Here is a 25,237-nt window from a genome sequence, read left to right on the forward strand (position 1 = left end):
GCCGTGCCGCTGACCCTCCGCGCCGCCCGATGGTGATCCGACGGCTGGGCCGCGCCCTGCGCGGGGGGAAGCTGGTCAGCCGGGGGCTCACCGTCGCCGACCAGGCGATCTCCAGCGCCAGCAACATGCTGCTGTCGGTGGCGATCGCCTCCGGCGTGAGCGCGAGCGTCTTCGGCGAGTTCGCGATCATCTACAGCATCTACTGGCTGCTGCTGGGCGGAACCCGCGCCGCGGTCCTCGACCCGCTGCTCATCACCCAGCGCAACGTGCTCAAGGGCGCGCCGGTGCATCTGGTCGCCGTGGCGTCGGCGGCGGCGGTCGGGGCCATCGGCATCCCGGTCGGCCTGCTCCTGCTGGCCACCCCCCTGGACGTCGCCTGGGTGGTGTTCTTCCTGGGGCTGCCCGCCCTGCTGGTGCAGGACGCGCTCCGCTACGTCGGCTTCTTCGAGCAGCGGCCGGGCCGGGCGGTGCTGCTGGACGGCGTCTGGCTGGTCGTGATGATCGTCGCCACCGTGCTGGCCCTGACCGACGTCATCTCGGGCACCGCCGTCGTCCTGGGCCTGTGGATCCTCGGCGCGCTGCTGGCCGACGTGATCGGCCTGGTCGCCTTCCGGCTGCGCCGCGAGCCCCTGCACCTGCGGGCGCGGCTACGGGCGATGTGGCCGGTGTCCGGCCCGCTGCTCGGCGACTTCGCGCTCTCCTCGGGCTCCGGCCAGCTGACGATCTTCGTGCTGCCGCTGGTGGCGAGCACCGCGCTGCTCGGCTCGCTGAAGGCCGCGCAGGTGGCCAACGGCCCGCTCAACATCACCGTGGCCGCCGCGAGCGTCATCTGCCTGCCGATGGTGGCGAGCGCGGTGGAGTCCGACCGGAACCGGGCGCTGCGCATCGGCCGGTTCGCCTCGCTGGCGCTGGCCGGGGTCGCCGTGGTGTACGGCACGGTGCTCGTGCTGCTGCCGCAGGGCGTCGGGCAGGCGCTGTTCGGCGAGTCGTGGGGCTCGGGCTGGCTGGTGGCCGCGGTGAGCGTGCAGATGGTGCTGTTCGGCATCACGCACGGAGCGCTGCTGGCGATGCGCGGTTCGCGCAACACCGGGGCCGCACTGAAGGTGCGGATCGCGGTGGCGCCGATCGCGGTGCTCCTGCCCGTCGCGCTGACCGCCGTCTGGGGCCGCACGGGCCTGATGGCGGGGCTGGTGATCGCCGCCGCGACGATGTCGCTGGTGAGCTGGCTGGTCGCCGTCCGGGTCGTGCCGAGGACCCCGCCGCCGGAGGAGGGCACGGCCGGCGACGAGGCCGTCGAGGTCCTGGAGGACGCCCCGACCGGCAAGAACCCGCTGGGCTCGCCGGCGTCCACGGCGCAGTAGCCGTCAGTCGGCCGCCGCCGCGTCGAGCGCGACGCTCTTCCGCGACTCGCCCCAGCGGGCGTCGGAGAAGTAGAGGGTGTGCTCGCGCCGGGTGTTGCTCGCCGCGTAGATGCCCTGCTTGAAGTAGACGCTCTGCCCCTCGAACAGGGTCGCCGCGACGGCGTTGACCAGCCGCTCGTCGTTGATCCACACCTGCACGCCGCCCTTCTCCGGGTCGGTGGACCACTCGATGCGGACGGTGTGGTCCAGCCACTCGCCCCGCTCCAGCGGGCCGAGGTCGTAGGTGGCGACGTACTGCGCGGACTCGCGGCCCTGCAGCCCGCCGCGCACGGAGAGCCGGATCTCGGGCTGCGGCCCCGGGGTGACCCAGAGGTCGACGTTGGGCGACCCCTCGTTCGCCGTCTGGTGCCACTGGGTGTAGATCAGGAACTCGCCGCCGCCGTCCCACAGGAAGTCCTCGGGGAAGTACGTCGACCACGAGTACCACTGCACGTCGCCCTCGCGGGGGGCGCCGGCCTCCTCGATGGTCGAGCGCACCTCCCCGCGGATGGTGGTGTCGACGCCGAAGGTGAAGTCGCCCGGGCGGGCGGAGAAGGCGGCGGAGTACTCGTACCCGGGGCGGACCGGCTCGTCGACGACCCGCACCTGCTCGGGCCGGGCAGCCTGCACCTCGCTCCAGTCGGAGAAGTCGCCGTCGGCGTAGCTCCACACCTGCTCGGGCTCCGCCGGCTGGTCCGACGACGTCGATCCCGAGGTGGCGGAGGACCTCGACCGGGAGGTGGTGAACCGGTCCCCCGTCGTCGGGACCGGATCGAGCTCGGCCCGCGGGATGGCGGTGCTCTCGATCGGGGTCGACGTCGGCTGCGCGGTGGCGTGCGGGGATTCCTCCTGGCCGTCGTCGGAGTCGCCCGAGCCGCAGGCACTCAGGACCAGCGACGCCGCCACCGCCAGGGCGAGCGGGAGCCGTCGTCGTCCTCGAGTCACTGCGGTTCCCTCTTGGTCCTGGTCTCGGCGCGGTGGGCGGCAGTGCCCCGGACGACGGCCTGCTCCCCCCGGCACGAGCCCGACCCGGGCAGCCCCGGGCGGGCCGCCCGAGGTTACTCATCGAGAGCTCGTGACCGCAGGGTCACCGCCACGCACGTGGAAACGAGGTGTTCATGCCCCGTGTTCCCCGATGCGCAGCGGGGACGCCGAGCAGCCCTTATTGTCGGTAGCGATGATCTTCCCCGGGCGTGTCGTGGACGAGCAGCCCGAGGTGCCCGGCGCACCTCGGGTGGGTTAGCGGTGTCGGCACCGCGCCCCGGCACGACATCGCGCAGCGCCGCCACGCGGCCGGCGGGCCAGGGGGCGGGTGAGCGGCAGTCGCGCCGCGCGGCGGCGCTGCCGGCGCGTCCGCGGGCGTCGTCGTCCGGCCCGACCCCGGCGAAGCCGACCGCGCGGCTGGACTCGCTGACCGGCCTGCGGTTCGTCGCGGCGCTGCTGGTCTTCGGCTCGCACCTGATCGCGACGTTCGAGTTCACGCCGGTGGCCGACACGGTCTACCCGTACCTGGAGCCGGGCGCGGCCGGGGTGAGCTTCTTCTTCATCCTCAGCGGGTTCGTGCTCACCTGGACCCACCGCCCCGGTGACCGGGCCGGCCCGTTCTACCGCCGGCGGTTCGCCCGGATCGCGCCCGCGTACTGGGTGGCGGTGATCGCGTTCATCCCGCTGAACGCACTGGCCCGCCCGGAGGAGACCGGCACGCTGCTGCTGCACATGGCGCCGCAGTTCCTCGGCCTGCACGCGTGGATCCCCGACTCCGACTACTACTGGGCCGGGAACGGCGTCACGTGGTCGATCTCCTGCGAGATGTTCTTCTACGCGCTGTTCCCGCTGCTGATCGTGCAGGCGATGCGCCTGTCGCAGCGGGCGCGGTGGTGGGTCGCCGGGGTGCTCTGCGTGCTGGTGATCGTGCCCCCGATCGTGCTGGCGCCGCTCACCCACGGCGAGACGGTGGCCGACTGGGCGATCTTCATCTTCCCGGTGCAGCGGCTGTGGGAGTTCTGCCTCGGCATCCTGATCGCGCTGTGGATCAAGGAGGGCGCCCGGGTCCGCCGCATCGGGCTCGGCGGCTCGCTCGCGCTGGTCGCCGTCGCCTACGTCGTTGCGGCGTTCGCGCCCGCCTACCTGATCTGGGTGGCGATCCCGTTCATCCCGTTCGCGCTCACCATCGCGACGGCCGCGCAGGCCGACCTCGACGGGCGCCGGTCGGTGTTCCGCCACCCGGTGCTGGTGAAGCTCGGCGAGTGGTCGTTCGCCTTCTACCTCACCCACCAGCTGGTGATCCGGGCGGTGGACTACGTGCTCGAGCCCACCACCGTGCCGGGCGCCCTCGGCGCCTCGGTGCTGGCCCTGGTCGGATCCATCGCCAGCGCCTACGTGCTGTTCACTGTTGTCGAGAAGCCGCTGGAGCGGCGGCTGCGCGGGGGGTCGCTACCGGTGAGCACCGGCGGCGGCGGTCACGTCCAGAAGCGGTAGCGCGACACACAGGCGCTGGCCGCCCCCCGCCCGGCACATTCACCGGATCCGGGGGATGCTGACGATGCGCAGCTGTGATCCGCCCGGCCGGTATGCAGGCGTACCGTCGGGGTAGGTGATCACGGTCACGAAGCAGGGTAGTTTCCCGCGTATCCGGCGACGAGCCGGCGACACCAAGGAAGAGCCCATGAGCTGGGTGCTGATCCTCATCACACTGTGGGTGGCGGCCGGCATCGCCGTGGCCCTGGTGATCGGGCGCGGGATCCGCCTGGCAGACGACGAGGACGCCGCAGCCACGACCCTGCATGCCGGCCCGGACGACGAGCCGGCCGCCGACGAGGCGTGGCCGCTCCCGGGCGCGGCCGCGGCAGAGGGGGCCCAACGCAGGCCGCGCCCATCCGGGCACCCGGCCATCGGGCACTGCATCCCCGCCCCCGAGCGCGCGCCGACCGATCGCGAGCGCGGCCTGGCCTGAGCCTCACCCCCGCGAGGCAGGGCCAACCCCGCCCTCTCCTACGTCGCCGTACCCTCGGCCGGGTTCGACGGCGACGGGGGTCAGGCGATGCAGAGCGGCGACAGCGGCGTGCGCGACAGCGGGCGTACGGGTGACACCTCCCCCATCCCCCTCGTGGCCGACGGCGACCACGCGGACGAGATGGCAGAGGGACGCCCCCGTCACCGCGGGCTGCGGCGGGTGCTGATCGGCCTCGGGATCCTGGCACTCGCGCTGGTACTGCTCATCGGCGGCGGCTTCTGGTTCCTCGCCGACCGCTGGGCCGGCAACATCGATCGCGTCTCCGATGTCTTCGCCGACATCGAGGAGGACGCGCGCCCCGTGCCGGCCACCCCGCAGCAAAGCGCCGGCGAGGAGCCGGTCACCTTCCTGCTGGTCGGGTCTGACACCCGCAGCGAAGGTGAGCAGGGCGTCGACCCCGGCGGCCGATCCGATGCGATCATGCTCGCCCGCCTCTCCGCCGACCGACAGCACGCGCAGCTGATCTCCATCCCCCGCGATTCGTGGGTGGAGATCCCCGGCCACGGCATGAACAAGATCAATGCGAGCTATGCGTTCGGTGGTCCGTCACTGCTCGTGCAGACCGTCGAGCAGCTCACGCGGGTGCGCATCGACCACTACGTCGCCATCGATTTCGAGGGCCTGATCCAGGTGACCGACGACCTCGGCGGCGTGGACGTGGTGGTCGCCGAGACGACGCAGAACGGCCCGTACACCTTCACCGAGGGCGTCAACCACCTCGACGGCGACCAGGCCCGCTGGTACCTCGCGCAGCGCTACGGCCTGCCCGGCGGGGACTTCGACCGGGTGAAGCGGCAGCAGCAGTACCTACGAGCGATGTTCGACAAGTTGTTCAGCTCCGAGACCTTCTCCAGCCCGCCGAAGCTCGACGCGGCCATGCTCGCGATCACGAGCGCGGTGAGCGTCGACGACACCCTGGGCAACGCCGACCTAGTGAGCCTCGCCTACTCGATGCGCAACGTGACCCCCGGCGACATCGAGTTCTTCACCGCGCCGGTGATGGGCCTCGGCACAGAGGGAGAGGCCAGCGTAGTCTACCTGGACGACGTGACCGCCGGCCGCATGTGGCAGTACTTGCGCAACGACTCGCTCGGCCAGAACGCCGACGAGTTCGCCGACGAGGCCCTGCCCGACGTCCCTCGCTGACCGGCTAGCTTCGACAGCGGCCCAGCCGACAAGCACCATATGGGGTTGGAGGAGCGCCCGACTAGAGCGAGTAGTTCGATGACCTTCATCTAGGGACGGGCCAACCCTGCTGGCTTCATGCCCGTTCTTCGAGTGACGAGAGCCTGTCACGCCCGGGATCTGAAACTGACTGATGTCCGAGCACGCTGCCGGCTTGGGGACCGGGTCGTCGACGGGGCCGGTCGGCTACCCGACCAAGAAGCGACTAATGCCCCCCCCCCGAGGGGAACCGCATCCCCGACGCATCCGACCCCAATCCCAGTGGGCTGCGCATAAGACGCCCGGCTCGGGACGGCATTCCGGAAGGTGCAGCCATGCGACCGAAACGGATGTCAATCCAGGGATCCTGTGAGCAGCTCAAATCAGATGGGTCGCCGGCGACAATGTCGCTGCGCGGTCGATCATCTGGCATGCACGAATGCCCCCGAGAGTTCCGAGTACACTCAGCCGTCTGCGTCATCCATGGTTTTCGCAGTTCCTACGGTTACACTTCCGAGGCTAGGTGCCTCGTCGCCGCCAGAGCCCCTGGGGGAAGTCCAAGCTGCCGTCCCAACCGCCGCGAACCGCGGTCCGAGCAGTACACTCGGGTGGCGCCGATAGAATTTGAGCGTACTCACCAGGTGGCGCTTGGCCGCGAGCCAGTTTGTCCGGCTAGCCCTGGCATGACCGTGCTGAAAGACCACCTCTGGTACGTACACAACCCTCCAGCCCGCGCGCCAGAGCCGGAGGCACAGGTCTTGGTCTTCGTGGTACATGAAGTACGAGACATCGAAGCCTCCAACTACCTCGAACGCCTCTCGAACCACCAACATCGCAGCACCGGTAACCCAGGGCACCGATTGCGGCCGCTCCGCCATCGACGGGAGGTGATGCCAATCCCTCAGGCGCTTCCCAACTCTCGTGCGACCCAGAGGCGTCCGACTGGCGAGTACTACGAGCAGATGCTGCGGATTACGAGCTGAGAACTGGAGGGAACCATCCGAGTTCACCAACCGCGGAGCAACCAGACCGGTCCCGGTCATCTGAGACCACTCGGCCAACCGCTCGATCGCACCCGCCGGCACGACTACATCCGGGTTCAGCACAAACACATCCGACTCGGGGTGCAATGCCGCTCCGACATTCACCGCCGCGCCATAGCCCAGGTTCCGCGGCGATCTCAGCACGGAGACATTATCGTACTTCGCCGCTATCTCTAGGGTGTCGTCCACCGACCCGTTATCGACTATTTGGACGCTGTACCCAGCAAGACCTGCTAGCGCCTCATTTATGACCTTGCCACTATTGTACGTGACTATGACCACGACAACCGGTCGCATGCTCACGACAACTTCACTCCTCGCGTATCGAGCCAATCGCGGATACAAGCATGCGCCGTGACCGGGGGCGACACGGGTTCCCTGGCGTCCGATGCGAGTGCAGTCAGAATTCCTTCGCGCAAGTGTGCCAGCCTGACGCATACGAAGTCGTAGCGCGCACCTAGACGTTCAGCAACGGGCCACTGATCGTTCGGCGCTTCCTGTCGGCCTCGCATTCCGACCCCTCGGTCACGCGGCACTACGACGAAGCGCTGGGCATGCCTCAGCGCATCCCCGATACTGCCCAGACCACCATGAAGGATGGTTAAGTCGACGTCTTCCATCTGCTTCACGACCTCGCTATGGCGCATGAACCTGACGGACTTGAGTGCGCTCGGCCGGTACGCACCGTTCCCGACCTGGGCAATCCCAACGTGACCCAACTCGTCTGCCACAGCGTCCACGGCTCGGACCAACCCGTCCCAGCCGAAGGGAGTCGTCCCGACGAGGACCATGAAGCTCATATCAAGGGCTCCTCAAGCAAAGACGCTTCAGGGTATGCCTTCGCCTGCTCGGGCCACTGCACGATCATCAAGTCCGCGGCACGCCTGCATAGACGCCCTGTCAGCGTTGGCCCCAGAGTCCCAGCACTCTCAATAAAGAGAGTGGCCCGCCGGAAAACCCACTTGCCCAGGATAACACTAGGCACGGCCACATCCGCTCCACTGCTAGCCACGATGCACGGACGGAACGAGAGTAGGTAATACGCCGACTGGATGGCGTTGACTAGGAGTCGACCTATTCGTCGCCTTGGATGCATCAACACCACCGTCCGTTGTTGCGCCGGCGCTTCCTTGAACGTCACCGCTTGAGCGGGTGCGAAAGTTGCACAGAGGACCACGCGCGGCCGCAGGCCGCGAACGGCAAGCTCCAACTCGCGCCGATGCCCTCCAGGCGAGTACACGAGCATGAGCCGGCAAGGTGAGTTCGCTCGGTGCCAGTGCTTCACCGCAGACCTCCTAACAAGACCGGCCACGCGACACGGCGCCGGGCTCCATCAAACTGTTGACACCGAACGGGCCCTCACCTCGGCACCGAAGGCGACATGGTGGCCTCTGGACGGCCGTCGACTTCAAGGGCATCGACACCACCCACGCTCACGCATATTCCTAGCAGAAGAAACAGCATGTCGGCAGCCCCCCTAAGGGTCAGATGCGTATCCACAGCCATCAGGACGACGAACGCCGTCAGTATTGAGACCGCTGCGAGGCGTACGGATGCGATGCCTGGAGGTGCCTTCCTTCCGGCAGGCCGACTAGCTTTGAACGCGTAATACGCAAAGGCTACAAAGGCGAGCAGCAAGGGCACGCCGCCGTTCCAGAGCAGCCATGCGTAGCCGCTCTCGATGTAGATCCAGTCGCGCCAGCTCTCGGGCGCGGGGATGCGGGCCGCCGTACGTACACCGAACAACCAGTTCAGCCCGCTACTGAGCTCGGGCCACACGTACGTCGCCAGGTTGCCCAGCCGCCCACTTTCACCGGTCCAGGCTGATGGGATCCCCCCGCCATCGCTCGCCAGTCGCGCGGATATCACCGGCGCAAGAAGGACGGCCGCTCCCACTCCGCCGAGGGCGAGCGCACCGACGGCCAACCCCAGTCGGTTCAGCAACTTTCCGATAGCGAGTACCGCGATGACCAAGGTCAGCACCCCCGAAACCTGCCCCGACGCGACGGCCGCGAGGCCGAACAGGAACGGCATACTGATGTCTAGAGGCGTTCGTGAACCGATGAAGACAATGCGGCCCACCGCCAGCGCCAGCGCAATGACCATGACGTCTGCGAAAGGGATCGGCGCCCCGATGGTGGACGAAGCGCGGCGGTTCGCGATGGTCTCTGGGAATTCCTCCGACGCGAAAGGCTGCAGCAGGGACAGGACTTGCTCGACGCCGAGCGCCTGCAGCAAGCCGAGAATGGCCACTGGGACACAGGCCCATACGACAATGTCTACGACTCGCCGGACAGTCTGCTCCGTCCTCACGGCGAGGCGGAACAGGAAGTAGACGGCGGCGTACTTCCAGATGTTGAGCGCGTACAACAGATCGTCGAGCGTTGCCGCGACCCCCCGTCCATACATCCACAGCAACGTGGTGACGGAACTGAAGAACGCCAGTGCGACCACCGCGATATCGAGCGTGTGAATGAGCGGTCGATGGTAGCCACCCAGCGCCCAGCGCCTCACGGGCCCGAGGAGGACGCCAAACCAGAGTAGCGCGAGGAGCGCCTCGTTGAGACGCACGACAGGGATAAGCAGACCCCGTTGAAGACCGACCAAAAGCGGGGTCGCTCCCGCGTATATGAGGGCCGCCCAATGTGGCTTGGCTGCCACTTCCGCGGTCAGCCACAGGCCCGCAGCAGCGACAACAACCGCCACTCCGGCTAGGGGTACCGTCCCAACCACGACGCCAAGAATGGCGGCCGCCGCCAAGCTGACAGCCACGATGCTAGGCCGGCTCGCCACATACCTGAAGGCCTCAGTGCCCGACGTCCGAAGTTGCTCAACCATCTGACCGAGCCTGCACGACCACCCAACCCACCTCGTCCGTCACTTGGCGCTTGAGCGGATCGCACTGGACATGACACGGATCTCAGGGGAGCGGGTCACCCACTGGAACGTGACATACACGACGAGCCCGACCGCGACCCCGACAACCAAAGAGAACGCGCTGGGCGTCCCGACGCTCCCCAGACGGTCGACAGCCAGATCAGCGGCAAGGCCCATAAGCAGCGCCCCCATCGATGCGCGCATGAGGCCGACGCCTAACGCTCTGACATCTGCGAGTCCCTGCAGACCCAAGAGCAGCACCATCAGTAGTAGCCCAGCTAGGTCGGCGACGGACACGATGAGGCCTACAACTAGAAGAGATATTTCCTCGTCGAGGACGAAGTAGACGATAAGGCCAGCCATCGCCATCAAGGCGCGAAGACAATTTGCCCAGAAGGGCGTCCGAGCAGTCTGGCGGGCGAAGAAAGCACTGCTGCCGACGAAGATTAGCGCTTGAGCCAAGGACCCCAGCGCGAGACCTATGATCGCCGCTTGGACTAGATCGCGACCGTCCGCGCTGTCCATGTTCCCGTTAGACACTACCGCGGCCAACGCGTCTCCGAGAGCCAGCAGGCCTGCGGCGGCGGGGACTATGAAGAAGACGGCCAGCGAGCCGCCAGCGGTTAGCGTCCGAACGAACCGCACGCTAACTTCGGCCGCGTTACTGCGAGACAGTTCAGGGAGGAACGACTGGGCTACAGGACGGGCGACAAGCGCCTCCGGAAGACTGTAGAAGTTATATGCGATCTGGAAGGCGACGACACCTCCTGGCACACTTGATGCGACGATCAAGACGGTCATCATGCGAGCCGCATTCAAACCCGTGAAGCCGAGCGACGGAACGGACAGACGGAGGATGCGGATGATCTCGGGGTCCCGCATGCGTAGGTGCGGAATCAGGGTCACTCCGGACCTACGTGCGCCATACCACTGCACCGCTGCATGGACCGCGACGGCCAAGGTGCTGCCGAGCCCGAGCCATAGCAGTTGGCCGGTCTCTACGGACTCAAGATCCGTCTGCTGGAACAGCATCGCGTAACCAATCATGACCCCGATCGTCAAGACGTTCTCTATAGCTGGCGCTGCGGCAGGGAAGGCGAATCGGCCCTGCGCGTTCTGGACCGCCCAGGCTGTTCCCACCAGCCCGTACAGACACAATTGGGGCGCTACGAGCAGGAGTAGGAAGGTCCCCGTCCGCCCCTGCGCGGCGGCCACCGCGGGGTCGTCCACCCCCAGCGAGAAGAGCCCCACCACCAGAGGGGCCAAGCTGACAAGCACGAGGGTAATGACGAAGAAGAGCGCAAGGACCACGCCCAGGAAGCCCCCGGCCAGCCGCTCCAGCGCTTGTCGGTTCCCCTTGTCGGAGTGGCTGACCAGGGCTGGCACCAGCAACGAGGTGAAGAGAGATCCAGCAAGCAGATCGAAGACGATGTTCGGTAGGAGATTAGTCGCCTGAAAGATGTTGCCGAGGTACGTAGGACCGAGCACGGCTGCGATCGCCGCCACCCTCAGCAAACCGGTTATTCGGCTGACCAGAGTCCAGCCGGCGACCGACAGGCTCGCGCGCGCAGAAGTGGCGGCCGTGCCCGTCGTAGTACCCGGCGCCGCTGGCACCACGGCCGTCAACGAGGGATCCGTAGTCCCTTTCTGCAATCGCGGCCGCCGCCCCTTCATGTACGCGTCGTATGCGACCGGCCGACGACCAACGCCGTGCCGACTGTCAATACAATGCCGATCAGAAGTCCGATAGCTGCGGCACGCACCGGCTGAGGGGCCACTGGGGCGTCCAGCACGTACGGAGAGCCGATCAGCTTGATGGCGTCCCGCGCAGCCAGCACCTCGGCTTCCAAGTCGACGGCTCGACCCTGGAGTTCCGAGATCTGCTGTTGCAGCAGATCGCTTTCCAACTGGAGTTGCCGCGCCCGTTCGACGTCTGCTTGAGCCGAGCTACTCGCCAGCTGCTGCAACTCGGTGCGAATAACTCCTTGGCGGGCAACCAAGTCGGCAAGACGCTCGTTAAGTAGATTTAGTTCCGCCGTTCCGCCCCGCAGTCCAGCGACGAGGTCGCTGTATGAATCGACCAAGTCTTCGGCTATTGCCCGGGCGACATCGGGGTCCTCGTCGGCGACCGTAATCCGGACGACGTTGCCCGCCTCCAGTTGCTCGATTTCGATACTGTTTTCGAGTTCCTCTACGGTGATCCCGTGGCCTTCCGCGATCGGAGCCAGTACCGACCGAGTGCTGAGTAGGCTGAGCAACGTCGCCGTCTGTTGCTCCACGGTGCCGCTGCCAGTTCCGTCGTCTAGCAGGAATTCGGCCCGCGCCGCATACGTGTCCGGTCGCAGCGATGCCACCACAAAAGCGATTCCGGCTGGCAGGAGGAGCAACGCTGCCATGAAGGCGACTACTAGCCTTCGACTGGGGCCGCTCGCGGACCGCCTACGGCGCGGGACGGGAGTTGCACCCTGCATGGTCGCCTCGGCGCCAGCGCCGTTGGTCACCAGTGATCTCCTAAAGGCTCGTCACCGAGCACTGCATGTTGGCTTGGTGTCTTCCCGGGGGCAGACCTGACTGGCGGATCCTACTTGGCTCCTGAGGGCGCACCGACTCTGAGGAGCCTCACATGACTCGTCGGGGTGCTGCTTCCGGGTCGCCTAATCCTGCGCGCCCGCAATCAGCGCACGCGCTCGGCCGGCCGCAGCGGGATCCGGCAAGCCCCCGTCGACGAAGCTCGCTATAGACCGAAGATGGTCGGGGCGTGTCGTGCCGATCAGGGCCATGGCGTTTTTCCGGGCCGTAACAGATAGGGATACCAGAACGTTGACCACGTCCGACTCGGTGCGTAGGGCTCGGTCGAGCACTCGCTCGATGGCATCCGACCTCACGCGATCTCCGAGCAGTGAGGTAACCGTGTCCATGTGTGGAGCTATCACGCCATAGTGGCGCCATTGGACGTCGGGACGCACGACTTTCACCTCCGGCCTTAGCCAGTCCGACGTTTGGATCACCCTGATCGGGGGGTGGGAGTTGACGTCGCTCGAGTTGATGACAGCGGGCGACCCAGAAACACCGAATGATCCGATATCGCCGCGGCTGATCAATCTCTGCACCACGTCCCAGACATCGTCCGCGACTTCCTTGGCAGGATGTTCATGCAAAAGCAAGTAATCCAGGCGTTCGACCTGGAGCCGCTTCAGGCTCGACTCGACGCTGCTCCGGACGCTCTCTGGCGTCAGAGTGACGTTGGTCCCGCCGCTACCGCCACGCGCCCTCACCAGTTGACGGAGTCTCGGCGACCGCTGCAGCCCCCAGCGGAGTGGGCGCTGGACGCTGGAGAGAACCTGCCCAAATCGCCCTGGCGCCAGACCGACCTTAGTCGTAATTATGCAATCGGGCCTGTGAGCCGCGAACTCTCCTAACTCGCTCTCGGCCGCTCCAAGACCATAGAGGGGAGCGACATCGAAGTGCCTGAAACCGAGGTCGTAGGCCTCCGAGAGCATCGTCCGCCTACGTCCGCGCGCGGGCTCGCGCATGAGGGTTGCCATGCCGAAACTCAGACGCGTGCTCACGAGACTCATATCCGCTCCTGGGCGCGGTCGACGGCGCGCAACGCGAGTGCTGCGGCCGTCATTGTGGGGTTCGCCACGCCTCCGGTCGGGAAGGCGCTGGCGCCGGCGACGATCACGTTCTTCGCTCCGAAGAGCACCGAGTCTGCGTCAACGACCCCTTCCGAGACGTCGGAACCGAAGCGTGCCCCACCCATCATGTGATACGTGTCCGTGAGTTGATGGGCATCATCCGGCGACGGAGCTTGCTCGAGTCCGAGCTGCGCGACGTCGAGTGAGCCGAGGACGTCCTGACCGAAGCGATGGAACGCCTCCTGCTCTTCCGAGCCAACTGTCCATGAAGTCCGCAACAGCGAGCCGTCCGGTCTATCCCTGAAATCCACACTGGAGTCGAAGCGTGGCGGTTGCTCCACATCGACCACCAGATGTACTCGCGCTCCACGGGGTACCGGACGTCGCCGGAGAGCGGCCACAGAGTAGGCGGCCGACGCTGCATCCCGTGGCCCGGACCGCAGCAGCACGCCAAGGTCGGCCCGGCTTACACGGAGCTTGCCCCTCTGGAACGTTCGCAGCAGGTTGCGCGCGATGAAGTGCGTGGTATCGGGTGAGAGGTCGAATTCCCAGTGAGCGAAGGCGTTGACCAGTCCGTTCCGCTTCGTGTACGACGGCTGCGTCACGTACCGTGGCGTCAAGAGCGTTCTGCCCAGGTACTTGGAGCCGGCCGTTCGCGCGAACCGGAGCGGATCACGAACAGAGAAGGATGCGTACCGCCCCGACACATGGTCCATGAAGCCGCGCCCCAACCACGGGGAGTCCGAAAGCCCATTCAACTGCAGCAAACGAACGTTGCCTAGTACGCCGGCGGCCAGCACGACCAGCCGACTCGATACTCGTAGGGATGAGCCGTCTCGACCCTCCGCCCAAACCGTGGCACGCTCCGGGCTGCTCGACTCGATGCGGGTCGCGAATCGATCGGTGACGATCGCGACCGGCAGCTTTCGAAGCTCATGTCGTGAGGCCCTGTAGAAGTTCCTCGTCGCCCATGGCAGCCAGGCTGAGTACTTTGTGAAGCTGATCGGAGATCCCGCGTCGGGCCGACCACCCAGGAGCGTCGTTTGCAATCCCTCACTGGCGCCCACAAGCTTTAGGAACTGCAGGTAGTATGGCTGCAGGGCTTCGCGACCAATTGGCCAGGTTGGCGCGTTTATGAACGGTCGGGGCTGGAATTCGTAATCTTCCCAGGCCCAGAGCTGGCCACCCCAGCGCTGAGTCGTACCGCCCAATCCTGTCGCCCAGCCCTCGACCACCCCTCGGTGCGACCGCTCGGGATGCACGGTCTCGACAGTCGCACGTTGGTGAGCACCACCGGCTTCCAGCAGCGTGACGCTGAATCCTGCACGCGCCAGGTGACGCGCGACCACGATCCCCACAGCGCCGGCACCTACGACTGTCACATCCGAGTACAGTTTGCCCCCCCATAGTCGCCGCAGCTGTGACGACAGCCGAGCGTCATGCGGGTGAGCAGACAGTCCACTCACCCTAGACGGCTGCAGACTAGCCCAGGGACGGAGCAGGTGGAGACGATCGATGTCGCCGTTGACTCTTTATGGGGGGCGCTGCGACCGGCCGAGGATCGTGGAGCCGCGACGCCATCCCTCCCACATTGGGCCAGGTGACGTTGAACCGCGCACGACTGCCCCGCCTGGGCCCGAAGGCCCTTCAGGCCATGCACTGCCAGTCGCCTAGCGACAATATCGACAGCGCGCACTGCAAGCGCCGCTCGATCGGGGAGCGCACGCGCCGGAACAACGGCGCCCCACTCTTCGCCTCGGGGGTCGACGACGCCACCGGAGTGCCGATCGCTCCGTGGACGGATCGCACTGATGCTCGTCTACGCCCACTATCCGGGCGAGGGGCTGGAGTTCGCCGTGCCCTGCCCTGACAACTGCCATCGGAGATGAGACGACGTCTCGAATGCCAGGCCAACAGTCTGGAATGGAACTGCGCGTCTACGGACAGTGGCCGCCGCAGATGGCCAAGGCGGGGAGTCGTCCGTCTAGCGGCTATCCCTTAAACTCTGCGTCCACCCTGTCAGCACGATGCGCAATAGGCCGAGCCATAGCGAGGGGGTACTGCTCCCAAGGTCGCCTGTCGATGGTGTCCGCAATCGGCTCCCACTCTCGCGCACCTTATCCGCGCAACACTATCGCCGAATGGAGAGATTCGAGGGAGCCTCTATGATCGCCGCTTGTGTCTGCGGCCGCAGATATGCGCGATCGTACGCGTCCAGGCGATACATCAGCGCCCCCTCGGACAGCCACTCACCCGCGGCCCAGTATGCCGCTCCAACGTTCGCCTCGTTGAGCAGCTCATAAACCATGTTCCCGACGTCGTTCCACGACTCGGCCTCTGGGCCGCTCGGCCAGCCGATTTCGCCAATGAACCCCTGCTGGTCATATGTGTCGAGCCAGGTGGTGAAATTTTCGACCTCTGAACGAACACGAGCTTCTAGCGTAGGCCAGCCTCGTGCTACAGCGTCCATTTCCGTGTCGATGTACGAATTGGCATATGTTCCAGACGTGTCGGAATCGAAGTACACATGGGCCTCGTAGACAATGTTCTGCACTGCGTCGGAGATCCACGGTTCTCCATTGATCCCAGACCAGTTCCACGCGCCACCCCACTCGTCACCAGCGACGAAGATGGCGCGCGTGTCGCCCGTTGTGCGAATGGCATCTACGGCCGCCTGGCTGAATCGCTTCCATACTGTCGATTCACTGCCCGACGGACTGGGCGGTAGGCCCCACGGCTCATTCATGAGTCCGAATCCGATGACAGCCCCATCATCCGCGAATACCGTCGCTAGCCGCTGCCAGACATCGGCGAAGTCTTCCGCCGAGATGCCCGCTCCGAACATGACTTGTTCGTCGTTCGGCAACCAGTACCTACCGTAGTTCTTCATGTCCAGGAGCACCAAGAGACCCGCGTCGCTCGCCGTCTGCACCGCTCGCTGCAACTCCGCGATTCCTTCCGGGTGCAGAGGAGCCCGGAAGGAACGCTGCACCCGCTCCCAAAGGAAATCCAGGCGAACCATCCGATGACCGCGCGAGTAGAGGTAGTCGTAAAATCGGGCGCTGTTCCAGTGATAGTCAGTGCTTCGCGTGCCGGGGACCCGACTAGGGTCGTGTTGCGAACCGCCACCGCCTTGCGTGTTGACACCGCGGAGATAGACGTACTCCTCCGCCCGGGGTTCGTCCTTTGGCTTCGCAGCCTGGGCCGGGAACTGAGGGGACATAGGGAACTCCGGTGCGGAGAGCTCACCATCCGAGGGCGGTATGCCTATGTCATTCCGTCCACGCGATTCCACGTTGCGGTCGTCAGTCGCGGGGGATCTCGACGGTTCCGACACGTGGTTCTGGTCGGTGGTCGCGTCTCCACTCGGAGAGGGCGAGGTAGGCACACCGTCGATGGCCGCTGTTCCTTGGCGGACGGATACGTCGCTTGCGGGCTCCGCGTCTGAACACCCGGCCAGGAGCAGGCTGCCAGTGGCTACCACCGCGATGACGCGGAGCATGGCCGATCCACTCTTCACCAACGCCAGACTAGGTGTGGACCGGCGATCTTGCGGGACACCCGAGAGACAAGGGCCGTCAGTTGCGCGCGTGTCCAGCGTGGCGACTGTCACCGGCAGCCGTGAGGCCGATGCACGCACCTTTCCGGCCTGAGGTGCACCATGCCGCGCGCCAACCAGCCTCGCGCCCAGCGCGCGAGCATCCGCGCTGACGGACTCTGTACCTCGTCAAGGGCGAACCGTGAACGGGCGTCGGACCGCGCTAGCACCTCGATGAAATGATGTGCCGGGCTTGCCCTACGTGTATGGACCACGGACGTTATTGACAGTCGGCGTGGTGGCCTGATCACGAAGGAGATCTCCGGAAGGAGTGGCGGTGCTTGACGTCGCCTATCCGAACCGGAGGTCTCCGTGGCCCACGCTAATGCCCGCACGACGCTGTGTGCCCGCAAGTTGATGGTCGCTCGTGTCCTGGCCGGTCACCGGCCCGGTGAGGTGGCCAAGCAGCTCCGGAGACGGCCGCGGCGATCGCGGCCGCCCGTACCGAGCACCACGCTGGGCCGGTGCGGCTGGCGGCGATCTTGGGTATCGCGGCCTCGACCATCGCCGTGGTCCTGGCCCGCGCCGGCATGCCGCGGCTGGCCGAGGTGGATGGCTCACCGGGGAATCGCTGCGCGGCCGGCGGCACAGCGACCGCCGGTATGAACGCGAACGTCCCGGGGAGCTGCGGCACGTCGACGTGAAGAAGCTCGGCCGCATTCCTGATGGCGGTGGCTGGCGGGTGCACGGCCGCAGCGAAGAGGTTCGCGGTCGCGGCCTGGGCTAGGACTACGTCCACGTGGCCATCGGCGACCACACCCGGCTGGCCTACGCCGAAATCCTGCCCGACGAGAAGGCCAGCACCTGCGCGGGCTTCCTCACCCGGGCGGCGGCCTTGTTCGCCGGGCACGGCCTCACCGTCGAGCGGGTACTGACCGACAACGCGCTCAGCTACCGCCGCGGCGCAGCCTGGATCGCCGCCTGCACCCAGCTGGGCATCGGCCGCCGGTTCATCCAGCCCGGCCGCCCCTAAACCAACGGCAAGGCCGAACGGTTCAACCGTACCCTGCAGACCGAGTGGGCCTACGCCACCGGCTGGAGCGGCAACGACCAGCGCACCGCCGCCCTGTACAGCTGGCTGGAGCACTACAACACTGCCCGCAGCCACTCCGCTTTCGAAGGTCAGCCGCCGATCAGCCGCCTCGCCGCGAGAGCAACCTGTCCGGTCACGACAGCTAGGTGCACCGCATCCAACTTCTCCACACCCATGCCGGTGCCGGCGCAGACCCTCGGGCCCCCTAGCCGACCGGCGGAAGTCCCCGGCGGCGAACGGCCGGGGCGGCTGTGACAGCGGGGGACGGGCGCGTCCGACACGGCTCAGATACGCCGTCCGCCGCGGCGCCAACTCCTACGCTTCGCGGCGTGCCCTGTCCCTCCTGTGGGGCGACGGCCGCGCGCACCCAGATCCTCCCCGGCTACTGGCGGTGCGACGCCGACGCCCGTGTCGACCAGCTCGTCGGTGCCCCCTCCGGCACGGACGCCGTACCGGCGCCGGCCGTCCCCCAGCGCTGCGGCACCGTCTACATCCAGACCCGCGACGAGGATGCCGCCACCTGCCGCTGCGGTGAGCCCGCCATCGGCGAGTGCACCGAATGCACCCGCGCCGTCTGCGCCGACCACTCCGATCTGTGGCAGGGCTGGCGAGTGTGCGACCGCGACCTCGCCAACGCCCGCCTGCGCGCCCGCGCGGCCGCCGTCGCCGAGGAGAAGCGCCGCGAGGAGGAGGCCGCCGCCGCGGAGGCCGAGCGCCTGCGGCAGCGCACCACGTTGCTCGAGCTCGCCGACGAGGACGCCGTCTGGCTGCTCTACGCCCGCGACGAGGCACGCACCGAGCAGCAGGTCCGCTCCGCCGTCCACGTGCTCCGCCGGCTCACCGCCGCCCAGTTCACCGACGTCTGCCTCTACCTGCTCCCCTACGCGCGTGAGCCCGAGACCCGGCGCACCGGGCTCACCCGGCTGACCGGCTGGGCCTTCGAGGGGCCGGACTACCACGGCCGCTCCTGGTTCCTGACCCGCAAGGGCGAGTGGTACCGCGGCGGCGCCTTCGGCGACGAGCAGCGCCGCCGGTGGAAGGACGTGCGCTTCGACGACGTCGAGAAGCGCGCCGTCATCGACGAGCTGGCCTGGCAGCAGTCGATCGACAGCCGGCTGCGCTGACCGCCCACGGGCGCCCGGCGCATGCGGCGACAGCTGCACGAACCCGGCCGTCCCCCGCCGAGTGGGCGCAGCGGCGGGGTCAGGGCCACTGCGCCGCTCCCATCGGTCCGCTGGGCCGAGCTGACCACCCCCGTGCTGGTCAGCTCGGCCGAGGCGAGGACGGCGTGCACACTCCGCCCCTTCCGCCATGCGGTACGACTTCGTACTGAACCCGCAGCGCGCCGCCACGGCAACGAGGGCGGGGGGCAAGCCGCCCGCAGATTGAGCGCAGCACCATCTGCGCACGTCTGCGCGTCAACGCTCCCCGCTGCGCTAGGTTGCCCGGCAACCGGTTGGGAGCTACGGGGGTGGCCGGATGAGCGGGTCGACGGGCGAACCGCGGGAGCCGGCGGCCACCACCCCGGCCTTCGATCCCTTCGTGGCGCAGGTGGGCTGGCTGATCGCGGCGGCGGGCGGGAAGGACCAGCTCGTCCAGCGCTCCGGCGGGCTGGTCAGCGCGCGCACGCTCGACAACTGGATGGCCAGCAGCTACCCACGCACCAAGGTGACCGGCGCCGTCCGCGAGCTCGACACGTGGGCGCGGGCCGAGATGCCCGGCTACCCGGAGGCGGCCGGGGTGCCCGCTCTCGTCGAGTCCTGCGGGCCCTACCGCGGTGCCCCCGCCGCTCCGGTGGCCCCGGCCGATCCGGCTCCCGAGCCCGCCGCCGAGGGCGCCGACCCGGCACCGCCCCGGCGCCGGCTGCCCACCTGGGCGCTGATGGCTGCCTCCCTGGTCCTCGTCGCGGTCCTCTCCTCCGCCCTCACCGCCTTCGTGATCGGCGAGCGCGGCACCGCGGCGGACTCCGCCACCACCACCGACCTGGTCGACGTGCCGCTGCCCAGCACCGGCGACGGCACGCTCGTCGAGGAGGAGGCCGGCAGCATCGGCGCCAACACCTTCGCCGACCCGCGCACGCTCTCGGGACGCGGCCCGGCCATCCCGCCGCACACCCGGATCCTGGTGCGCTGCCGCTACTACGCGCCGAGCGTGCCCAGCGTCAGCCCCGACGGCTTCTGGTACCTGGTCGAGACCGAGCCGTGGAACGGCCTCTGGACGCCGGCGAACTCCTACATGAACGGCGATCCGCCCGGTGGCCCGTACCTGCACAACACCGACTTCGCCGTCCCCGTCTGCCAGTGACGGCACGGGCCGCGCGGCACAGGGGGCACGCGACCTCCCGAAGGATCCGGGTCGCCCGGCAGGGCTCCTAGGATCGGCCCCAGCGGGTGCCCGCGCACACCTGCCGGGCACCCCCGGGCGCGGACGACTGCAGGAGGGGGTGCCGGTGCTCTCTCCTGGCCGCCGGAAGGCGGTGCCGTTCCTCGTCGGCGTCGTCGCGCTGACCGTCGCGATCGGAGTGGTCACCGCAGTGCGCTCGACAGGTGAGCCCGAGGGGGCATCCGTGGTGGATCCCCTCCCCCGGGCGGTCGTCGCCGAGTACTGGCGGGCCGACGGCTCGCCCCGGCTGACCACTGCCAGCCACCGCGTCACCGTCTTCTTCCTCGCCTTCGCCACCAGCGCGCAGCCCGGCACCGGCCGGCTCGAGTTCGCCCCCGACCAGGGCAGCGGCGTCACCCCCGAGCAGATGCGCGCCGACATCGCGGCCGTGCAGGCCCGCGGCGCCGCGGTCCTGCTCTCCGTCGGCGGCGCGGAGGACGGCGGGATCGTCGTGCGCACCGACGAGCAGGTCGACGAGGTCGTCAGCAGCATCGAGCGGATCTGCGACACCTACGGCTGCGTCGGCGTCGACTGGGACCTCGAGCAGGGCGGCGCCGGCACCGACCTACGGGCTCTGGTCAGCGCCAGCGCCCGGCTCAAGGCGAGCCGGGGAGCCGACTTCGCCGTCACCGTCTCCGCCGAGCCGGGCCTGCGCCTGTACGAGGACTTCGCCCTGGCCGAGGGCGAGGCCACCGTGGACGGCCGGACGTGGCGTGGCCGGGTCTGCGACCTCTACGGGCCGCAGTTCTACGACTTCCCCCAGACCCCCGAGAAGCGCCGGGCCGACATCGTGGCCACAGCGCAGCGGTTGGTCGACCGCGGACTCGAACCGTCCCGGTTCACGATCGGCACCACCTATGCCGGCTCCGCGCTCGGCGACCCGGGGCAGATGCCGGTCGAGGAGTACCTCGCCGCCTACCGCGCCCTCGCCGACGCCGGAGTCCGGGTGCGTGGCGCCTACGTGTGGGACATGACGATCGAGAGCGCGGAGGGCTACCCGTTCGCCGAGGCCTTCGGCGCCGAGCTCGGCACCTGAACCGCGGTCGGCCCGGGCTCCAGCATCCGGCCGGTCGCATCGGGCCGCACCTCGGTGGTGGCGCAGAGCCCGCGCTCGTTCATCGCGTCGACGATCGGCTGGAGGGCCTCGATCGAGTTGAGCGTCGCCTGCCCCAGGCCGTCGTGCATGGTGATGATCGAGCCGTCCCGCATCGGCCCGACGACGTTGGCCGCGATCTCCTCGGCGGAGATCCCCTCGGTGTCGTGCGAGTCGACCAGGTTGTCGCTCGCGTCCCGGCCGAAGGACATGACCAGCCGCAGCCCGAGCGCCTGCGCGACGTCGTCCACCTGCTGGTTCACCGCCCCGTACGGCGGCCGGTAGAGGTCGGGCACCGGGGCGCCCTCGGCCACCAGCAGCTCGTTGGCCCGACGCAGCTCCTCGCGGATCTGCGCGTCGCCCCACGGCGCCACCTGCTCGCCGGAGGGCAGCTCCCCGGTGGTGAGGTTCGCGTGCGACTGGGTGTGGTTGCCCAGGACGTGCCCCTCGGCGACGGCTCGCCGGACGAGCTCCCCCCGGCCCTCGATGTTGTGCCCGCTCCAGAAGAAGACGGCGGAAAGGCCCAGGTCGCGGAGCCGGTCCAGCAGTGCGCCGGTGTGCTGCCGCGGGCCGTCGTCGAAGCTGAGGACGACGTACCCGCCGGAGCAGTCGCTGGTGAGAGGGCGGAGCTCCACCGGCTCACCCGCCGACGCCGGTGCGGCCGACGCCACCTCGCTCCCCGACACGTCCGAGACCACCCGGTAGCCGGTGAAGGTCAGCCCCAGGACGACCGCCAGCGCGACCAGCAGCATCCGCCGCCGGCGGCTCACCGGGCCACCTGCCGGTAGAGCAGCCAGACGTCGGCGTCGGCGACGCCCGAGGCCGGGATGGTCGCCACCAGTTCGTAGTCGGTGTAGTTGTCGTGCAGCGCCGTGAGGATGACCTCCTCCATGGCGTCCTCGGCCGGCGAGCCGGTGCTGGCCGTGTGCAGGACGATCGCTTCGTAGTCGAGGTCCTCGATGGCCACCCGGACGGCGTCCTCGCCGCGGGCGTAGAGCCCGTAGGTGTCGGCCCACTGCACCGCGGGCCGGTCGTTCGTGTAGTACTCGAGCGCCGCCGCGGCGGTGCCGCTGGCCAGGTAGGACCCCGCCGCGGGGTCGTCGAGGATCTCGGCGACGACCGGCCGCACGTCCGGCCAGGCCGCGTAGACCGCCCCCGACCGGGAGACGCCGAACAGCACCAGCACGGGCAGGATCAGCAGCACCGGCCCCAGCCGCCACGTGCCCCGCGACAGCCGGGTCAGCGCGAGGCCGGCGAGGGGCGCCAGGAAGAGCGCCGAGTACGCCAGGTTGCGGTCGAACGCCACCGCCGATCCCGTCCACAGCTGCGCGGCCGGGAACACCGCGCTCGCGGCGAGCAGCACCGCCGCCAGCAGCGCGTTCGACCTGCCCGTGCCGGCGAGCCGCACCGCCCCGGCGCCGGCCACCAGCACGAGGATCCCGATGTCGAGCACGAGCCACCCGACCAGTCCGGTCCACGGGTGCGGGCTGAGCGGCACGTTGCCGAGGAGGTCGGTCCACGCCCGCGTGCCAGGCCCCGCTCCGAGCAGGTGCACCATGCCCGTCAGGAGCACCGCCGTGCCGCCGACGAGAGCCGTCCGGCGGAGCGCACCGGCACCGGCCAGGGCCGACCCCGCGACCAGGGCGAACGGGACGAGGAGGGCGGTGGAGTACTGGAGGACCGGCACCAGGGCGAGCAGGGCGCCGGCTCCCAGCGCCGATGCGGCGCCGCCGCGCGCCGCGATCGCCCAGAGGGCGGCCGCCAGGCCGGCCAGCGCCACGGCGTCCGCCGTCCCGAGCCCCGCGACGAACACCACCGGCGCGCTCAGCGCGAAGGCGACCGCCGTCAGGACGCCCGCCCGGTGCGGGAAGCACGCCGCGACCGCGCCCGACAGCAGCACCATCGCGGCGACCACACAGGCCAGCCCGAACGCGCGAACGAGGAACAGCCCGCCGACGCTGTCGAGCGCGGCGGCCAGCACGGGGTAGAGGAAGGGAGCGCCGGGCAGCGCCTCGACGGGCACGCCGGCCGCTGCCTGCGCGATCCACTGCCCGATGACGTCCCGGCCGGTGTTGACGGCGAGCGCCTCGTCGGCCGAGGCGCCGTTGCGCAGCCGCAGCGCCAGGACCGCGAGCACGACGGCCGTCAGGACGAGTGGGAGCCGGGCGATCCACCGGCGGCTCGCCGGGCGGACCAGGCGTGCGGGGAGGGACAGCAGCACTGCGTCGTGCCAGTGCGGTGCCCGGTAGGTGCCCGAGGGCGCGGCGGGGGTGACGGTCATCGCCGTCCCTCCTCGCGCGCCGGCAGGGTGCCGTCACGGTCCTTCTTCGGGAGGATGCGTCGCACCGCCAGGGACAGCATCAGCACCGTGACCGCCGTCAGGACGGCGGTGGCGCCCATGAACCCGTCGTGGCTCACCTGCTCCAGGAGAGCGGGGAATCCGGCGTCCATCAGGTGATCCACTCGGGCTCGGCGCCGTGCAGCGCGCGGGACAGCGCCTGCCAGTTCACGATCGACTGGGCCATGTCGTAGACGACCATCGGGAGCAGGAACGCCGCGTAGATGCGGCCCCGCCGGCCCGCCTTCCACGACGCCAGCACCTGGTCGAGGACGAAGACCGGGATGATCACCAGCCAGACCAGGTGCAGCGACGGCTCCTCGAGGGCCAGCGCGTAGGACCAGGCAGCGATCATGAGCAGCGGCACGAGGCTGCGGAAGTAGGTCCACAGCTGGACCAGCCACGCCTTGCGCGTGTGCTCGACGAAGCCGTACGTCATGAGCGTCTCGAGCGTGCCCCGCTGCCAGCGCAGCCGCTGTGTCCGCCAGTCCGACCAGGTCGGCATGATGTCGGTGACCACCGTGCAGTCCGGCGCGCACCGGGGGTCGTACCCGAGCCGCTGCAGGGCGACGGTCAGCTCGTAGTCCTCGGTGAGCGACGCCTCGTGGTAGACCTGCCCCGGCACGCCGGGCAGCAGCGCGGAGCCGCGGGCGGCAGCCACGGCCCGCAGCGCCTCCGCCGTGAACATGGTGGCCGCCCCGGAGAGCACGTGGATCCGGCCCGCGCGGCGGTGCACCGTCCGCAGCCCCTGGGCGTACTCGATCTTCTGCAGCAGCCCGATCCGCGACGGGTGGTCAGCGGCCTCGTAGGAGCCGCTGATGCCACCGCGCTTCCGGTAGGCCTCGAAGTAGCGCATCCCGCGCTCGATGAAGTCGGGGCTGAGCCGGCTGTCGGCGTCCATCGACAGGACGACGTCGTCGGGTTCGAGCGCCGCCAGGACCAGCGCCAGCCCCTGGTTCAGCGCGCCCGCCTTCTTGGCGGTGTTGCCCCGGGTCTCCAGCACGTCGACGCCCAAGGCCCGGGCGATCTCGACCGTGCCGTCCGTGCAGTTGTCGGCCGCAACGAGGATGCGCTGGGGTGGCATGGTCTGCCGGCGGAGGCTCGCGATCGTCTGCGCGATGCCGACTTCCTCGTTGTGCGCCGGGATGACCGCCGTGACGCGCGCCTGCCGGCGATGGGCGCCCCTGCCGGGCTCCGGCGCTGTGCGCGGGGTCTCGGCCGGCGCCAGCACCGCGGCGTTGGACTCGAAGCGGTACTGCCGGGGGATCTCCGGCGCGAACGTCGTGCGCGCTTCCGCGGCGGGGCCGAGGCCGTCCACAGGATGCGTGCGAGCGCCCTCGATTCCTGCAGTTCCCACCGGATCCCCCCGATTGCCGCGAGCGACCCGGCAAGTGCGCCTCGGGCTCACGGATCTTCATCCCGCACGTTCCTCCTCACCGCGGCAACGAGAGCAGGCGCCGAGAACGTATGACGGGGAAGGGTGGTCGGGAAAGGCTTTACCGGTGCGATCTTTGTGCGCTCAACTGACTACGCTGAGTTACTGCCACATTTCAGCCACAGCCGCGTGACGTGCGGGTTCACCCCCGAGTCGACCGTGCGCCGGGCCGCGCGAGCCTGGCATCGTTACTCTCAGTTCCTGCCGCACGAGCCTTTTTCGT

General features: G+C 68.6%; 19 protein-coding genes and 1 pseudogene. 8 read left to right on the top strand and 12 right to left on the bottom strand.

Annotation, left to right across the window (positions count from 1 at the left end; translation table 11 throughout):
- Positions 1–29 precede the first annotated feature (29 nt).
- On the top strand, positions 30–1,361 hold the full coding sequence (locus ACI799_RS12390) for a hypothetical protein (RefSeq protein ID WP_456596990.1): 1,332 nt from the start codon (positions 30–32) through the stop codon (positions 1,359–1,361).
- Positions 1,362–1,364: 3 nt separating this feature from the next.
- Here ACI799_RS12390 and ACI799_RS12395 read toward each other — a convergent pair whose 3' ends face one another.
- Entirely contained in the window at positions 1,365–2,345 is a 981-nt protein-coding gene (locus ACI799_RS12395) for a heparin lyase I family protein (protein ID WP_456613178.1), read from the bottom strand.
- Between the two features lie 300 nt (positions 2,346–2,645).
- Here ACI799_RS12395 and ACI799_RS12400 point away from each other — a divergent pair, with 300 nt between their 5' ends.
- From ACI799_RS12400 to ACI799_RS12410, 3 genes are all read left to right on the top strand, one after another.
- Positions 2,646–3,878, top strand: a complete 1,233-nt coding sequence (locus ACI799_RS12400) for an acyltransferase family protein (protein ID WP_456613179.1) — start codon at positions 2,646–2,648, stop codon at positions 3,876–3,878.
- 115 nt (positions 3,879–3,993) lie between these two features.
- Positions 3,994–4,353 (top strand): hypothetical protein, encoded by a 360-nt coding sequence (locus ACI799_RS12405; RefSeq protein ID WP_456613180.1) that lies wholly within the window; start codon positions 3,994–3,996, stop codon positions 4,351–4,353.
- 87 nt (positions 4,354–4,440) lie between these two features.
- Positions 4,441–5,559: an LCP family protein gene (locus tag ACI799_RS12410; RefSeq protein WP_456613181.1), complete on the top strand. Its 1,119-nt coding sequence runs from the start codon at positions 4,441–4,443 to the stop codon at positions 5,557–5,559.
- 482 nt (positions 5,560–6,041) lie between these two features.
- On the opposite strand, the gene ACI799_RS12415 is transcribed toward ACI799_RS12410, so the two are convergent.
- From ACI799_RS12415 to ACI799_RS12445, 7 genes are all read right to left on the bottom strand, one after another.
- Complete coding sequence (locus tag ACI799_RS12415) at positions 6,042–6,917, bottom strand: glycosyltransferase family 2 protein (protein ID WP_456613215.1); 876 nt, start codon at positions 6,915–6,917, stop codon at positions 6,042–6,044.
- 1,062 nt (positions 6,918–7,979) lie between these two features.
- Positions 7,980–9,458, bottom strand: coding sequence for a hypothetical protein (locus ACI799_RS12420; protein ID WP_456613182.1), 1,479 nt, complete (start codon positions 9,456–9,458; stop codon positions 7,980–7,982).
- 39 nt (positions 9,459–9,497) lie between these two features.
- A complete protein-coding gene (gene murJ, locus ACI799_RS12425; RefSeq protein ID WP_456613216.1) occupies positions 9,498–11,114 on the bottom strand; it encodes a murein biosynthesis integral membrane protein MurJ in 1,617 nt (538 codons plus the stop codon).
- Positions 11,115–11,167: 53 nt separating this feature from the next.
- Positions 11,168–11,893: a hypothetical protein gene (locus tag ACI799_RS12430; RefSeq protein ID WP_456613183.1), complete on the bottom strand. Its 726-nt coding sequence runs from the start codon at positions 11,891–11,893 to the stop codon at positions 11,168–11,170.
- A gap of 258 nt (positions 11,894–12,151) precedes the next feature.
- Positions 12,152–13,042, bottom strand: a complete 891-nt coding sequence (locus tag ACI799_RS12435) for an aldo/keto reductase (RefSeq protein WP_456613184.1) — start codon at positions 13,040–13,042, stop codon at positions 12,152–12,154.
- Positions 13,043–13,071: 29 nt separating this feature from the next.
- Positions 13,072–14,601, bottom strand: a complete 1,530-nt coding sequence (locus tag ACI799_RS12440; RefSeq protein ID WP_456613185.1) for an FAD-dependent oxidoreductase — start codon at positions 14,599–14,601, stop codon at positions 13,072–13,074.
- A 665-nt stretch (positions 14,602–15,266) separates the two neighbouring features.
- Positions 15,267–16,637, bottom strand: a complete 1,371-nt coding sequence (locus ACI799_RS12445) for a glycoside hydrolase family 5 protein (protein ID WP_456613186.1) — start codon at positions 16,635–16,637, stop codon at positions 15,267–15,269.
- 408 nt (positions 16,638–17,045) lie between these two features.
- On the opposite strand from ACI799_RS12445, the pseudogene ACI799_RS12450 reads away from it, so the two are divergent.
- The 4 genes and pseudogenes from ACI799_RS12450 to ACI799_RS12465 all read left to right on the top strand — a co-directional run.
- A pseudogene (locus ACI799_RS12450) lies at positions 17,046–17,877 on the top strand (integrase core domain-containing protein); the annotation flags it as partial.
- A 218-nt stretch (positions 17,878–18,095) separates the two neighbouring features.
- Positions 18,096–18,890, top strand: coding sequence for a hypothetical protein (locus ACI799_RS12455; protein ID WP_456613187.1), 795 nt, complete (start codon positions 18,096–18,098; stop codon positions 18,888–18,890).
- Positions 18,891–19,245: 355 nt separating this feature from the next.
- Positions 19,246–20,070, top strand: coding sequence for a hypothetical protein (locus ACI799_RS12460; RefSeq protein WP_456613188.1), 825 nt, complete (start codon positions 19,246–19,248; stop codon positions 20,068–20,070).
- Between the two features lie 145 nt (positions 20,071–20,215).
- The gene (locus ACI799_RS12465) at positions 20,216–21,184 is read left to right on the top strand and encodes a hypothetical protein (protein ID WP_456613189.1); all 969 of its coding nucleotides are present in this window, start codon (positions 20,216–20,218) and stop codon (positions 21,182–21,184) included.
- Here the strand turns inward: ACI799_RS12465 and ACI799_RS12470 are convergent.
- From ACI799_RS12470 to ACI799_RS12485, 4 genes are read right to left on the bottom strand one after another with little or no spacing between them, the layout of a single operon-like run.
- Positions 21,142–22,011, bottom strand: coding sequence for a polysaccharide deacetylase family protein (locus ACI799_RS12470; protein WP_456613190.1), 870 nt, complete (start codon positions 22,009–22,011; stop codon positions 21,142–21,144). The genes ACI799_RS12465 and ACI799_RS12470 overlap by 43 nt on opposite strands.
- Positions 22,008–23,522: a hypothetical protein gene (locus ACI799_RS12475; protein ID WP_456613191.1), complete on the bottom strand. Its 1,515-nt coding sequence runs from the start codon at positions 23,520–23,522 to the stop codon at positions 22,008–22,010. The genes ACI799_RS12470 and ACI799_RS12475 overlap by 4 nt, the downstream gene beginning before the upstream one ends.
- Entirely contained in the window at positions 23,519–23,692 is a 174-nt protein-coding gene (locus ACI799_RS12480) for a hypothetical protein (RefSeq protein ID WP_456613192.1), read from the bottom strand. The genes ACI799_RS12475 and ACI799_RS12480 overlap by 4 nt, the downstream gene beginning before the upstream one ends.
- Positions 23,692–24,936 carry a glycosyltransferase gene (locus ACI799_RS12485; protein WP_456613193.1) on the bottom strand — a complete coding sequence of 415 codons (1,245 nt, stop codon included), beginning with the start codon at positions 24,934–24,936 and terminating at the stop codon, positions 23,692–23,694. The genes ACI799_RS12480 and ACI799_RS12485 overlap by 1 nt, the downstream gene beginning before the upstream one ends.
- Positions 24,937–25,237: the final 301 nt, after the last annotated feature.

It is taken from the genome of Blastococcus sp. SYSU DS0753 (assembly GCF_054051175.1).

Bases quoted from the DNA above. Each gene is read 5' to 3' on its own strand.
- ACI799_RS12475 (WP_456613191.1), bottom strand. From the start codon at position 23,522: ATGACCGTCACCCCCGCCGCGCCCTCGGGCACCTACCGGGCACCGCAC.
- ACI799_RS12480 (WP_456613192.1), bottom strand. From the start codon at position 23,692: ATGGACGCCGGATTCCCCGCTCTCCTGGAGCAGGTGAGCCACGACGGG.
- ACI799_RS12410 (WP_456613181.1), top strand. From the start codon at position 4,441: ATGCAGAGCGGCGACAGCGGCGTGCGCGACAGCGGGCGTACGGGTGAC.
- ACI799_RS12460 (WP_456613188.1), top strand. From the start codon at position 19,246: ATGAGCGGGTCGACGGGCGAACCGCGGGAGCCGGCGGCCACCACCCCG.
- ACI799_RS12430 (WP_456613183.1), bottom strand. From the start codon at position 11,893: ATGGCAGCGTTGCTCCTCCTGCCAGCCGGAATCGCTTTTGTGGTGGCA.
- ACI799_RS12390 (WP_456596990.1), top strand. From the start codon at position 30: ATGGTGATCCGACGGCTGGGCCGCGCCCTGCGCGGGGGGAAGCTGGTC.
- ACI799_RS12415 (WP_456613215.1), bottom strand. From the start codon at position 6,917: ATGCGACCGGTTGTCGTGGTCATAGTCACGTACAATAGTGGCAAGGTC.
- ACI799_RS12420 (WP_456613182.1), bottom strand. From the start codon at position 9,458: ATGGTTGAGCAACTTCGGACGTCGGGCACTGAGGCCTTCAGGTATGTG.
- ACI799_RS12445 (WP_456613186.1), bottom strand. From the start codon at position 16,637: ATGCTCCGCGTCATCGCGGTGGTAGCCACTGGCAGCCTGCTCCTGGCC.
- ACI799_RS12435 (WP_456613184.1), bottom strand. From the start codon at position 13,042: ATGGCAACCCTCATGCGCGAGCCCGCGCGCGGACGTAGGCGGACGATG.